General features: G+C 73.6%; 11 protein-coding genes. All 11 read left to right on the top strand.

What is annotated here, in order from left to right; translation table 11 throughout:
* Positions 1-17 precede the first annotated feature (17 nt).
* Positions 18-905 carry a 16S rRNA (cytidine(1402)-2'-O)-methyltransferase gene (gene rsmI, locus ACFXGN_RS14435; RefSeq protein ID WP_384858141.1) on the top strand — a complete coding sequence of 296 codons (888 nt, stop codon included), beginning with the start codon at positions 18-20 and terminating at the stop codon, positions 903-905.
* 138 nt (positions 906-1,043) lie between these two features.
* Positions 1,044-1,454, top strand: a complete 411-nt coding sequence (locus ACFXGN_RS14430; RefSeq protein ID WP_384858138.1) for a hypothetical protein — start codon at positions 1,044-1,046, stop codon at positions 1,452-1,454.
* Positions 1,455-1,495: 41 nt separating this feature from the next.
* Positions 1,496-2,365 carry a TatD family hydrolase gene (locus tag ACFXGN_RS14425; protein ID WP_384858135.1) on the top strand — a complete coding sequence of 290 codons (870 nt, stop codon included), beginning with the start codon at positions 1,496-1,498 and terminating at the stop codon, positions 2,363-2,365.
* 273 nt (positions 2,366-2,638) lie between these two features.
* Positions 2,639-3,886 (top strand): ubiquitin-like domain-containing protein, encoded by a 1,248-nt coding sequence (locus ACFXGN_RS14420; protein WP_384858133.1) that lies wholly within the window; start codon positions 2,639-2,641, stop codon positions 3,884-3,886.
* A gap of 16 nt (positions 3,887-3,902) precedes the next feature.
* The gene (rsmA, locus tag ACFXGN_RS14415; RefSeq protein WP_384858130.1) at positions 3,903-4,775 is read left to right on the top strand and encodes a 16S rRNA (adenine(1518)-N(6)/adenine(1519)-N(6))-dimethyltransferase RsmA; all 873 of its coding nucleotides are present in this window, start codon (positions 3,903-3,905) and stop codon (positions 4,773-4,775) included.
* Positions 4,772-5,743 carry a 4-(cytidine 5'-diphospho)-2-C-methyl-D-erythritol kinase gene (locus ACFXGN_RS14410; RefSeq protein ID WP_384858127.1) on the top strand — a complete coding sequence of 324 codons (972 nt, stop codon included), beginning with the start codon at positions 4,772-4,774 and terminating at the stop codon, positions 5,741-5,743. Before rsmA ends, ACFXGN_RS14410 begins: the two co-directional genes overlap by 4 nt.
* Before the next feature lie 178 nt (positions 5,744-5,921).
* The gene (locus tag ACFXGN_RS14405; protein WP_384858125.1) at positions 5,922-6,143 is read left to right on the top strand and encodes a hypothetical protein; all 222 of its coding nucleotides are present in this window, start codon (positions 5,922-5,924) and stop codon (positions 6,141-6,143) included.
* 48 nt (positions 6,144-6,191) lie between these two features.
* A complete protein-coding gene (locus ACFXGN_RS14400) occupies positions 6,192-7,517 on the top strand; it encodes an acyltransferase (protein ID WP_384858122.1) in 1,326 nt (441 codons plus the stop codon).
* Between the two features lie 74 nt (positions 7,518-7,591).
* Complete coding sequence (locus tag ACFXGN_RS14395) at positions 7,592-9,397, top strand: ABC-F family ATP-binding cassette domain-containing protein (RefSeq protein ID WP_384858120.1); 1,806 nt, start codon at positions 7,592-7,594, stop codon at positions 9,395-9,397.
* 112 nt (positions 9,398-9,509) lie between these two features.
* Entirely contained in the window at positions 9,510-11,372 is a 1,863-nt protein-coding gene (locus ACFXGN_RS14390; protein WP_384858117.1) for a PQQ-binding-like beta-propeller repeat protein, read from the top strand.
* A 13-nt stretch (positions 11,373-11,385) separates the two neighbouring features.
* Positions 11,386-13,305 (top strand): PQQ-binding-like beta-propeller repeat protein, encoded by a 1,920-nt coding sequence (locus ACFXGN_RS14385; RefSeq protein ID WP_384858115.1) that lies wholly within the window; start codon positions 11,386-11,388, stop codon positions 13,303-13,305.
* Positions 13,306-13,364: the final 59 nt, after the last annotated feature.

Here is a 13,364-nt window from a genome sequence, read left to right as displayed (position 1 = left end):
CCGTCCGGGCTGGGAGGATGGTCCGTGTGACAGGAACGCTGGTACTCGCAGGGACCCCCATCGGTGACATCGCGGACGCTCCGCCCCGACTCGCCACCGAACTGGAGAACGCGGACATCGTGGCCGCCGAGGACACCCGGAGGCTGCGCGGACTGACGCGCGCCCTGGGCATCCACACCTCGGGCCGGGTCGTCTCCTACTTCGAGGGGAACGAGTCCGCCCGGACGCCGGAGCTGGTCGAGGCGCTGGTCGGCGGCGCCCGGGTGCTGCTCGTGACCGACGCGGGGATGCCGTCCGTGTCCGACCCCGGCTACCGCCTGGTGGCCGCCGCCGTCGAGCAGGACATCAAGGTGACGGCCGTCCCCGGGCCGTCCGCGGTGCTCACCGCGCTGGCCCTCTCGGGCCTGCCCGTGGACCGCTTCTGCTTCGAGGGCTTCCTGCCGAGGAAGGCGGGCGAGCGGCTCGGACGGCTGCGGGAGGTCGCCGACGAGCGGCGGACCCTCGTCTACTTCGAGGCCCCGCACCGGCTCGACGACACGCTCGCCGCGATGGCCGAGGTCTTCGGCGCCGACCGGCGGGCCGCCGTCTGCCGCGAGCTGACCAAGACCTACGAGGAGGTCAAGCGGGGCCCGCTGGCCGAACTCGCCGCCTGGGCCGCGGAGGGCGTACGGGGAGAGATCACCGTCGTCGTGGAGGGCGCCCCGGAGACCGGCCCCGCGGAGCTCGACGCGGAGGAACTGGTGCGCAGGGTGCAGGTCCGCGAGGACGCGGGCGAGCGGCGCAAGGAGGCCATCGCGGCGGTCGCGGCCGAGGCGGGGCTGCCCAAGCGCGAGGTCTTCGATGCCGTGGTGGCGGCAAAGAACGCGGCTGCTCCGGCCCCCGGAAAAGGTAAAGGACTAACCTGAAAAGCAAAGGGGAAAGCCGCACCGGCTCACTCCGCGGGGCACTTGGCAAGGGAAGGGCCAAAAGCCTTCCATGGTTCGCTTCACGCTGATGCGCTCCGGCCGGAAAAGGCGTCCACTGATCAGTGGAGAGGAGCTGGCATGAGTGAGATCACTGGTACCGGCATATCCGTCGCTCACGAGGCGTACGCCTTCGCCTGTATGCGATGCGGATACGGCTGGGAGCAGGCGTACGACATAGAGCACCACGTGGACGCGTCCGGCCACGCGTTCGTCGTCTACAAGGCGGAGGGGGAGCGGGTCCCGTCCCCGCTGTCCAGCCCCACCTGCATGAACTGCGGGGGCCATGTCGTCCGCATCATGCGTGCCGGACAGGTGTCGTCGGTGCTCGACCTGATCGCCGCGACGGAGAAGCACCGGCGCGGGTCCAAGGAGACCCGGCCGGTGGGGCCCGCCGGGCCCATCGGACAGGAACTGACCGAGGGCGACCCCCCGGTGCCGCACCACTGGCACCTCTCGGACCTCCTGCACCCGTTCCGCCGCCACCAGTAACCCCGCGCGGGGCCGCGCCCGAGCCTCGTACGATCGGGGGCATGAGTGCCAAGGACGCCCCGCCGCCGCTTCCCGAACCCCTCCTGGTGGAGGTCGCGGACTCGCACACCCATCTGGACCTGCAGTCCGGCACCGTCGAGGAGGCCCTCGTCAAGGCCGCCGCCGTCGGCGTGACCACGGTGGTGCAGGTGGGGTGCGACGTGAAGGGCTCCCGGTGGGCGGCGGAGACCGCCGCCGCCCACGAGCGGGTGCACGCGGCGGTCGCCCTGCACCCGAACGAGGCGCCGAGGATCGTCCTGGGGGACCCCGAGGGCCTGTCGAGGCAGGGCGTCAGGGAGGGCGGCGGCGAGGCGGCCCTCGACGAGGCGCTCACCGAGATCGACCGGCTCGCCGCCCTCCCGTACGTACGGGGGGTCGGCGAGACCGGCCTCGACTTCTTCCGTACGGGCCCCGGGGGCGTCGCCGCGCAGGAGCGTTCCTTCCGGGCCCACATCGAGATCGCCAAGCGGCACGGGAAGGCGCTCGTCATCCACGACCGGGACGCCCACGCCGATGTGCTGCGGGTCCTGGACGAGGAGGGCGCGCCCGAGCGGACCGTCTTCCACTGCTACTCCGGTGACGCGGCCATGGCCGAGATCTGCGCGGCCAAGGGCTACTACATGTCCTTCGCGGGCAACGTCACCTTCAAGAACGCCCAGCACCTGCGGGACGCGCTCGCGGTGGCCCCGCTGGAGCTCGTCCTGGTCGAGACCGACGCGCCCTTCCTCACCCCGGCGCCCTACCGGGGCCGCCCGAACGCCCCGTACCTGATCCCCGTGACGCTCCGGGCGATGGCGGAGGTGCGGGGGATCGGCGAGGAGGAGATGGCCGGAGCCGTCGCCGCGAACACGGCCCGCGCCTTCGACTACTGACCACCACCACCGGCCCATGACCGTGGACCGCCGCTGATCACCGCTGGTCACAGCCGGTCTAAGACCACGGACCGCCACCGCTCCATGGCCACTGATCACAGCCGGTCCACGGCCACGGGTCACCCCCGGTCCACAGTCACGGGTCACCGCTGATCCACGCCTACGGACCGCCCCCGGTCCACGGCCACGGATCACTACCGATCCATAACGATTACGGGAAGTGTCCGCGTCGTGACGGAAGGTGTCGGTCCGGGGCCCTAGGGTCCCGGCCTCGTGAGCACTTCCCAGGGCAGTCACCGCGCCGGACGGCGGGCTGCCGCGCCCCCGCCGGTCCACGAACAGCCGACCTCCACGGCACCGCTCGCCGTCCCCGCCCCCCGGACCGGCGCACGGCGGGTCGCCCGCCGCCGGAAGGCCGCCGGGTCCGCCGGGGGAAGCCTGCGCCGACTCGTCCCGCAGGCCCTCGTCGTCGCCGTCCTCGCCGGGGGCACCAGCGCCTTCGTCGCCGACGACAAGGCCGTCCTGCTCTCCGTGGACGGCGCCCCGCGCGCCTTCCACACCTTCGCCGACGACGTCGGGGAACTCCTCGCGGAGGAGGGCCTCACCGTCGGCGACCACGACATCGTCGCGCCCGCCCCCGGCCAGACCCTGGAGGGCGGCGACGAGATCGTCGTCCGCTACGGCAGACCGGTCTCCCTCACCCTCGACGGACAGCGCCGCCAGGTGTGGACCACCGCCCGCACCGTCGAGGGCGCGCTGCGCCAGCTCGGGGTCCGCGCGGAGGGCGCCCACCTCTCGGTCTCCCGGGGCGCCGCGATCTCCCGGCGGGGACTCGCGCTCGACGTGCGGACCGAGCGGAGCGTCACCTTCCTCGCCGACGGACGGGAGCGGACCGTCCGGACGAACGCCGCCACCGTCGGCGAGGCGCTCGCCGAGGCGGGGATCACCCTCTCCGGGCAGGACGCCACCTCGGTCGCCCCCGGCTCCTTCCCGCGCGACGGCCAGACCGTGAACGTGCTGCGGATCACCGGCTCCCAGCAGGTCCGCGAGGAGACCGTGCCGTACGCCGTCGAGCGGACCCGCGACCCGGAGCTGTTCGCCGGGACCGAGGTCGTCGAACGGCAGGGCGTCACCGGGGTCCGCCGGGTCACGTACAGCCTGCGGACCGTCGACGGCGTCCGGCAGAAGCCCCGCAGGACCGGCGAGGAGATCGTCCGCGAACCCGTCGGCAGCCTGGTCCGGGTCGGCACCCGGCCGCTGCCCACCTCCGTCGCGGGCGCCGACGGACTCGACTGGGAAGCCCTCGCCGCCTGCGAGTCCGGCGGACGCCCGGACGCGGTCGACCCCTCGGGGACGTACGGCGGGCTCTACCAGTTCGACCCCGGCACCTGGCGCTCGCTCGGCGGCACCGGCACCGCGCAGGACGCGCCCGCCGCCGAGCAGACGTACCGGGCGAAGAAGCTGTACGTGCGGCGCGGGGCGGGTCCCTGGCCCCATTGCGGCCGGAGGCTGTACCGGTGAGCCGTAGGCTGTACCGGTGAGCACCACGACCGGCCCCGAAAGCCCCGACGCCCTCCTCGGCCCCGCCGACATCCGTGAGCTGGCCGCCGTCCTCGGCGTGCGCCCCACGAAGCAGAAGGGCCAGAACTTCGTCATCGACGCCAACACCGTCCGGCGGATCGTCCGCACGGCCGGGGTACGGCCCGACGACGTGGTCGTGGAGGTCGGGCCGGGTCTCGGCTCCCTCACCCTGGCCCTCCTGGAGGCCGCGGACCGGGTGACGGCCGTCGAGATCGACGACGTCCTCGCCGCCGCGCTGCCCGCCACGATCGCCGCCCGGATGCCCGCGCGCGCCGACCGCTTCGCGCTCGTCCACTCCGACGCGATGCAGGTTCAGGAGCTGCCGGGCCCCGCGCCCACCGCGCTCGTCGCGAACCTGCCGTACAACGTGGCCGTGCCGGTCCTGCTGCACATGCTGGAGCGGTTCCCGACCATCGAGCGGACCCTCGTCATGGTGCAGGCGGAGGTCGCCGACCGGCTCGCCGCCCGCCCCGGGAACAAGGTGTACGGCGTGCCCTCGGTCAAGGCCAACTGGTACGCGCAGGTCAAGCGCGCCGGTTCCATCGGCCGCAACGTCTTCTGGCCCGCGCCGAACGTCGACTCCGGGCTGGTCTCCCTGGTCCGCCGCACCGAGCCGGTGGCCACCACCGCCAGCCGCCGGGAGGTCTTCGCGGTCGTCGACGCGGCCTTCGCCCAGCGCCGCAAGACCCTCCGCGCCGCCCTCTCCGGCTGGGCGGGCTCGCCCGCCGCCGCCGAGGAGGCCCTGGTGAAGGCCGGCATCTCGCCGCAGGCCCGCGGCGAGGCGCTCACCGTGGAGGAGTTCGCCCGGATCGCGGAGGCCAAGGCATGAGCGGTGCTACGGAGCCGGGGACGGCCCGGGGCGACGGCGGCCGGGCGACCGGGCAGGACGGCTCCCCGGCGGGCGTCACCGTCCGCGTCCCCGCCAAGGTCAACGTGCGGCTCGCGGTCGGCGCGGCCCGCCCCGACGGCTTCCACGACCTGGCCAACGTCTTCCTCGCGGTCTCCCTCCACGACGAGGTCACCGCCACCCCCGCCGCGGAACTCACGGTCACCTGCTCGGGCCCGGACGCCGACAAGGTGCCGCTGGACCGCAGCAACCTCGCCGCCCGCGCCGCCGAACTCCTCGCGGCCCGGCACGGCATCTCCCCCGACGTGCACCTGCACATCGCCAAGGACATCCCGGTCGCGGGCGGCATGGCGGGCGGCAGCGCGGACGGCGCGGGCGCCCTGCTCGCCTGCGACGCGCTGTGGGGCCTGGACACCCCGCGCGAGACGCTCCTGGAGATCTGCGCCGAACTCGGCAGCGACGTCCCCTTCAGCCTGGTCGGCGGGGCCGCGCTCGGCACCGGTCGCGGCGAGCGGCTGGGGGAGCTGCCGGTCGGCGGCACCTTCCACTGGGTGTTCGCCCTCGCCGACGGCGGTCTGTCGACCCCGGCGGTGTACGGCGAGTTCGACCGGCTCACCGAGGGCGTCGAGGTGCCCGTCCCGGCCGCCCCGGCGGTGCTCCTGGACGCCCTGCGCACCGGTGACACCACGGCCCTCGCGGAGCACCTCGCCAACGACCTCCAGACGGCGGCGCTCTCGCTGCGCCCGTCCCTCGCGGAGACCCTGGCGGCGGGCACGGCGGCGGGCGCCCTCGCGGCCCTGGTCTCCGGCTCGGGCCCGACGACGGCGTTCCTGGTGAAGGACGCGGAGGCCGCCGCCGCGGTCGCCGCCGCCCTGATCGCCTCGGGCACCTGCCGCACGGCCCGGACGGCGACGTCCCCGGCGCCGGGCGCGACCGTCCTCACGGACTGACCCGCCGGACCCTGGCTGACCCGCCGGGCCCGGGCTGACCCGCCGGGCCTCCCGGACGGGTCCCCCCGGGTGGCGTCCCACCAGCCGGTTCTTCCCGGTAGTGCTCCGCGCCGCTGTGTCACCATGGCACCGTGCGTCCACGAGGGGCGCACCGGAGAGGCACGGGGGAGGCAGGGACATGACGGAGCGGAACCGGCCGCTGCGGAGGGCCGCCGTCGAGGCGGTGCTGGTGCTCTGCGGCCTCGTCATCGGCATCGGCTTCGTCACGGAGCCCTACGCCGACGGCGTCGGCTACGTGCTGTTCCTCGTCGTCCTCGCCGTCGCCTGCGTCCACTACGCCGTGCTCGCCCTGCGCCACTGGCGCCAGTGGCGCGAGCAGCGGTACTCAGCGACCGGCTGAGTATCCGCGCCCTGTCGGCCTGCCGGGCGCGCGCGGGACCGTACCGGCATGGGAAAGAGCCGACTCCGCGCGCGTGACCTCGCCGCCGCCACCCCCGCGAGCCGCGACCGGTACGTCGACCTGCTCCGGGTCGCCTCGCTCGGCGTCGTCGTGCTCGGGCACTGGCTGATGGCGGCGGTCACCGCCGAAGGACAGGTCGGGAACCTCCTCGCCGTCGTGCCCGAGCTCCAGGCGGTGACCTGGGTGTTCCAGGTGATGCCGGTGTTCTTCTTCGTCGGCGGCTTCTCGCACGCCCTCGCCCACCGCTCGCGGCCCGGGTACGCGGACTTCCTGCGGGCCAGGCTCCAGCGGCTGCTGCGGCCCACGACGGTCTTCGCCGGGGTGTGGGGCGCCGCCGCGCTGCTGCTCCAGCTGACTGGCGCGGACGGCGGGCCGACCGGGGTCGCGCTGCGGCTGGTCACCCAGCCCCTGTGGTTCATCGGGGTCTATCTGGCGATGGTCGCCCTCACCCCGCCGCTGCTGCGGCTGCACGAGCGCTGGGGCTGGGGCGCGTTCGCGGCGCTCGCGGGCGGCGCGCTCGCCGTCGACGTCCTGCGGTTCGCCGCGCACCTGCCGTACGTCGAGTTCCTGAACTTCGCCCTCGTCTGGCTGGCGGTCCACCAACTGGGCTTCCTGCGCGCCGACGGCATGATCCGCCGCCCCGCCGTGCTCGCCGCCGCCGGGCTGGCCGGTGCCGCCGGTCTGGTCGCCCTCGGCCCGTACCCGCTGTCCATGGTGGGGATGCCCGGCGAGGAGGTCTCCAACATGGCCCCGCCGACCTTCGCCCTGCTCTGCCACGGCCTCTGGCTGGTCGGCGCGGTCGAACTGCTCAAGGGCCCCGGCACCCGGCTGGTGGCCCGCGCCGGGGTGTGGCGCGGAGTGGTCGCCGCCAACGGGATCGCGATGACCGCGTTCCTCTGGCACCTGACGGCGATGCTCGGCGTGTACGCGGCGCTGTTCGGCTCCGGCCGGGCGCTGCCCGCCCCCGCCACCGGCGCCTGGTGGGCGCAGGTGCCGCTCCGGTTCGCGGCGGCGGGCCTGCTGACCGCCGGGCTCGTGGCCGTCTTCCGCCGCTTCGAGGCCCCGGCGGCGCCGGGCCCGTCGGCCACCGGGGGCGGACCGGCCGCCGCCCTCGGGACCGTCCTGGCCCTGCTGGGCGTCCTGGGGCTCTCCGTGACCGGCTTCGGGGGCCTCCTGGACGGCCACTCGGCCACCCTGATCGCGGTGCCGGTGACCGCCCCGGCGGCCCTCGCCCTGGTCCTGGCGGGCCGGCTGCTGGTGGAGCGGGCGGGCCGGGGCGCCCGCTCCCGCCGGACCCGGGGTCCGGGGGCCTGACGGCGGGCGCCCGGCGGGGGCCGCGCGGGGACGTACCCTGGGATGTCGATCGATCATCCCGTACAGGAGTCAACGTGGCCGTCAACCTGGTCAATGTCGAGGCCGTCAGCAAGGTCTACGGCACCCGTGCCCTCCTCGACGGGGTCTCGCTCGGTGTCTCCGAAGGGGAACGGATCGGGGTCGTCGGCCGCAACGGCGACGGCAAGACCACCCTCATCCGGATGCTCGCCAGGCTGGAGGAGGCCGACACCGGCCGGGTCACCCACAGCGGCGGGCTGCGCCTGGGCGTCCTCACCCAGCACGACTCGCTCGACCCCGAGGCCACCATCCGGCACGAGGTCATCGGGGTGATGGCCGACCACGAGTGGGCGGGCAGCGCCAAGATCCGCGACGTGCTCACCGGTCTGTTCGGCGGGCTCGGACTGCCCGGCTTCGAGAACGGCCTGGACACCGTCATCGGCCCGCTGTCCGGCGGCGAGCGCCGCCGCATCGCCCTCGCCAAGCTCCTCATCGACGACCAGGACCTCCTCGTCCTGGACGAGCCCACCAACCACCTCGACGTCGAGGGCATCGCCTGGCTGGCCAAGCACCTCCAGGAGCGCCGGTCCGCGCTCGTCTGCGTCACCCACGACCGCTGGTTCCTCGACCAGGTCTGCACCCGCATGTGGGACGTGCAGCGCGGCGCGGTGCACGAGTACGAGGGCGGCTACAGCGACTACGTCTTCGCGCGGGCCGAGCGGGAGCGGATCGCCGCCACGGAGGAGTCCAAGCGGCAGAACCTGATGCGCAAGGAGCTGGCCTGGCTGCGGCGCGGCGCCCCCGCCCGCACCTCCAAGCCGCGCTACCGCATCGAGGCGGCCAACGAGCTGATCGCCGACGTGCCGCCGCCGCGCGACACCTCCGAGCTGATGAAGTTCGCCAACGCCCGGCTCGGCAAGACCGTCTTCGACATGGAGGACGTGACCGTCACCGCCGGTCCCAAGACCCTCCTCCAGCACCTCACCTGGCAGCTCGGCCCCGGTGACCGCATCGGGCTCGTCGGCGTCAACGGCGCGGGCAAGACCTCCCTCCTGCGGGTGCTCACCGACGCCGCCGTCAGCCAGGGCGAGATCCAGCCCCCGGCGGGCACCGTCACGGTCGGCAAGACCGTCCGGCTCGCGTACCTCTCCCAGGACGTCACCGAACTCCCCGGCAGCCTGCGGGTCCTGGAGGCCGTCCAGCAGATCCGCGACCGCGTCGACCTCGGCAAGGGCCGTGAGATGACGGCCGGGCAGCTGTGCGAGCAGTTCGGCTTCGGCAAGGAGAAGCAGTGGACGCCGGTCGGCGACCTGTCCGGCGGTGAGCGCCGCCGCCTCCAGCTGCTGAGGCTCCTCATGGACGAGCCGAACGTCCTCTTCCTCGACGAGCCCACCAACGACCTCGACATCGAGACCCTGACCCAGCTGGAGGACCTCCTCGACGGCTGGCCGGGCTCCATGGTCGTCATCTCCCACGACCGGTTCTTCCTGGAGCGCACCACCGACCGGACGTTCGCGCTGCTCGGCGACCGGGCCCTGCGGATGCTGCCGCGCGGCATCGACGAGTACCTGGAGCGGCGCCGGACGATGACGGAGAACGCCGCCCCGGCGTCCGCCGCCGCGCCCGCGCAGCCGAAGCCGGGGGTCTCCGCCGCCGACACCCGCGCCGCGAAGAAGGAGCTGCAGAAGGTCGAGCGGCAGCTCGGCAAGGTCTCCGACAAGGAGAAGAAGCTGCACGCCAGGATCGCGGAGAACGCCACCGACTTCGCGCTGGTGGCGAAGCTCGACGCGGAACTCCGCGAACTCGTGGGCGAGCGCGACGAGCTGGAGATGCGCTGGCTCGAACTGGCCGAGGACGCATAACGAGGGCATCACAGGCCGGTCCTCCCTTGGGTACAAGGGGCGGACCGGTCGCTTTTGCGCCATCGCGTGAGTGGTAGAAAGACACGTCGCTCACGCCTAGGGGGAACCGTAGATGACCCAGCCGCCCAGCAATCAGCCGCCGGGCTTCGGAGCCCCCCAGGACCCGGACCAGGGCCGGGGACAGGCCCCGGGGTACGGGCAGGCCCCGCAGCCGGGCGTGCCGCCCGTCCCGCCGGGGGCGCCGGGGACTCCGCCGCCGCCCGCCGGTCCGCCGGGGACCCCGCCGACCGCGCCCGGCCCCTACGGGCAGCAGCCGGGATACGGCCATCCGCAGCAGGGGCAGCCGGGTCCCTACGGCCAGCAGCCCCCGTACGGCTACCCGCAGCAGGGCCCGCCCGGCCCGTACGGGCAGCAGCCGGGCCCCTACGGGCAGCCCCAGAACCCCTACGGGCAGCAGCAGAACCCCTACGGGGGGCAGCCCACCCAGCCGATGTACCCGGGCGCCCCGACCCCGCCGCCCACCGGTGGCGGCGGGCCCCTGAAGGGCCGGACCGGTGTCGTCGCCGCCGTGGCCGCCGGAGCCGTCCTGGTGGCCGCCGTCGCCACCTGGGCCGTCGTCGGCAGCGGTGACGACAAGGAACCGGTCGCCGCACCGCCCGCCTCCACCTCGTCCTCCGCCGCGCCGAAGCCCTCGGAGTCCGTGGACAAGGGCGACGGCTCGGGCGACGGGTCCAACGGCGAGGAGGACCTCAACGCGGGCCGCAAGGACGGCGAGGCCAAGGTCGCCTGGCTGCTCAAGAACGACGTGGACCTGCCCCGCAACGGCTCCGACGTGTTCGGCCCGTGGATCGTGGGCGACACCGTCGTCAAGGCCATGTACAAGGGCGTCGACGGCTACAGCCTGGCCGACGGCTCCGTGAAGTGGCACGTCGACCTGCCGTTCAAGCTGTGCGCCGCCCCCGCGAAGCCGTCGGCGGACGGACTGATGGTCTTCGCCCACGCGGAGAGCGCCAAGGACGGCGCCAAGTGCACCGCCCTCCAGCAGATCGACCTGAAGACCGGCAAGGCGGGCTGGAAGAAGGACGTGCCGAAGCCCAAGGGCCTCTTCGCGTTCTCCGACAACACCCTGGCCATCAGCGGCGGCACGCTGACCGTCGCGGGCACCAGCAGCGCCTACGGCTTCTCGCTCGCCGACGGACGGCAGCTGTTCACCGCCCCCACGACCGGCTGCAAGCCCTTCGCCTACGCGGGCGGCAGCAGGCTGGTCTCCGCCATGGACTGCTCCTCCGGCAGCGGCGGCAAGAAGATCCAGGCGGTCGGCCCGGTCGACCCGGCCACCGGCAAGCCGAAGTTCACCTTCAGGCTCCAGCCCGACTGGGAGGTCGACAAGATCTACTCGGTCGACCCGCTGGTGGTCTCCGCCACCCAGCGCGAGCAGAAGAAGTGGACGGTCTTCGCGCTCGCCCCCGACGGCTCGCTGCGCTCGCAGATCCAGGGCGGCAAGGACAAGTTCGCCCCCTCGTGCGGCGGCGGCTTCGTCGTCTTCGGCCGCAACCTGGACGGCTGCACCGGAGTCGCGGCCGACGCGAACACCTTCTACATGGCCACCGAGAGCGGCTACCGCACCGGGAACGAGGTCGTCGCCTTCGACCTGGACACCGGCAAGTCCAAGTGGCGCGCCAAGTCCCCCAGCGAGCAGGCGGTCATCCCGCTGGGCATGGAGGGCTCCGAGGTCCTGCTGTACGTGAAGGCCGGGTTCCAGCGGGGCGGCGGGGTCGCCACCCTCGCCCCGACCGGCGGCGCGCCGAAGATGCTGCTCAAGCACCCGGAGTCGGCCTCCGAGATCGAGACCACCTTCTACAGTCCGGGCTACGCCTACGGCGACGGCACCTTCGTCGTGGCCAGCGGACGGGTCTCCGCCTCGAACGACACGGAAGAGAAGCTGGTCAAGACGATGATGGCGTTCAGCAAGTGAGGTACGAGGACCGATGACGCAGCCACCCCCGCCGCCGAACCAGCCCCCGGACCAGCCGCCGGACCCGCAGGGTGGCTTCGGCGCCCCGACGCCCCCGCCGCAGGAGCCCGGCTACGGCTATCCGCAGCACGCGCCGGGCCCGGACCAGCCGTACGGCTACCCGCCCCAGCAGCCCGAACCCGGCTACGGATACCCGCGTCAGCCGGACACCGGTCACGGCTACCCGGCGCAACCGCAGCCGGGCCAGGGCCAGGGCCCGTACGGCCAGCCCGCGTACGGGCAGCCGCCCCAGGCCCCGTACGGCCAGCAGCCGCCCCCCTACGGGCAGCCGGCCCAGCCCGCGTACGGCCAGCCGCCGGCCCAGCCCCCGTACGGGCAGCCGCCGCAGCCGTCGTACGGCTATCCGACCCAGCCCCAGCAGGCGTACGGCCAGCCCCCCGCCCCGGCGCCGGGCGGCGGTCGGCGGAAGCTCTCGGCGCAGCTCCAGATCGTCGTCGCGGCGGCCGTCGCCGTCGTCCTCATCGTCGGCGGGGGCATCTGGTACGCCAACTCCGACGGTGGCGGCGGCAAGGGCCAGCGGGCCGAGGACTCGGCCGGAACCTCGCGGGGCACCGACGGCGGGAAGGGCGGCGGCAACGGTCCCGGCGGCGAGGGCAAGGAGAAGCCGCCCGCGAACACCCGCTCGAAGCTGGCCTTCTCGGTCGAGGTCCCCAAGGTCCCGGACGTCACCGACATGTCCGGTTCCTGGCTCACCGACAAGACGTACGTGAAGACCGGGTTCAACTCGCTCGTCGGCTACGACCCGGCCAAGGGCTCGGTCCGGTGGACGCTCCCGCTGACCGGTCAGGTCTGCGGCGCGTCCCGGCACCGGACCGCACAGAACACGACGGCGATCCTCTTCGAGGCGAAGAAGCGGACCGCGCCGCGCTACTACGAGGCGTGCACCGAGGTCGGCGTGGTCGACCTGGACACCGGCAGGCTGCTCTGGTCGACCTCGGTCACCGGCGGCACCGCCGGGGACGCGAAGCTCCGCTTCGGCGAGGTCACGCTCAGCGGGCGGACGGTCGCGGCCGGAGGCATCGACGGCGGAGCCGCCTTCGACATCGCCAACGGCAACCCGCGCTGGAAGCCGCAGCCCAACAACGACAACTGCAGCGACCTGGGGTACGGCGGCGGCGAGGGCCTGGTCGCGGTCCGCCGGTGCGGCGCGTACGACAGCCAGTACGTGACGATCCAGAACCTCGACCCGATGACGGGCGCCCCCCTCTCCCAGTACAAGATGCCGACCGGCGTGAAGTACTCCTCGGTGGTCTCCACCAAGCCGCTGGTGGTCGCGGCGGACGTCGGCGACACCGCCGGTGACGGCAGCGGCATCTCGGACTTCTTCTCGATCGACGAGAAGACCGGCAAGCTGAAGACGAAGATCACTGCCCCGGCCGACCAGTACGCGGGCCGCTGCCGCTCGACCAAGGTCGAGTCATGCCAGCGCATCCTGGTGGGCGACGGGCGGCTGTACGTGCCGACCGAGGAGCACGAGGGCTCCAGCGGCGAGTACGGCGACGAGACCAACGAGATCATCGCCTTCGATCTGAGCACCGGCCGGACCCTGCCGGAGAAGGCGGACGCGGGCGACAAGTACACCTACGTCCCGCTGCGCATGGACGGCGGCGCCCTCATCGCGTACAAGGAACCGCCCTACGACAAGGGCGGCCGGATCGTGTCGATCGACGCGGGCACGATGAAGGAGACCCTGCTCCTGGAGAACCCGGGCGAGCGGCCGGTCCGGGAGATGGAGAACAGCGTCAGCCTCAGCGGCTCGGAGATGCTGTACGCGAACGGGCGCCTGTTCCTCGCGGACGACCTGGTGAGCAAGCCCAGGGAGGGCGCCACCGAGAAGAAGTACCTGGTGGTCTCCTTCGCCGTCACGCCCTGACGCCGAGACCCACCGACGCGGGCCCCTCCGGACCATCGGAGGGGCCCGCGCGCGTCCCC

The organism is Streptomyces sp. NPDC059247 (genome assembly GCF_042754005.1).
Lineage (GTDB): Bacteria > Actinomycetota > Actinomycetes > Streptomycetales > Streptomycetaceae > Streptomyces.
This window is presented reverse-complemented; position numbering and strand designations above follow the sequence as displayed.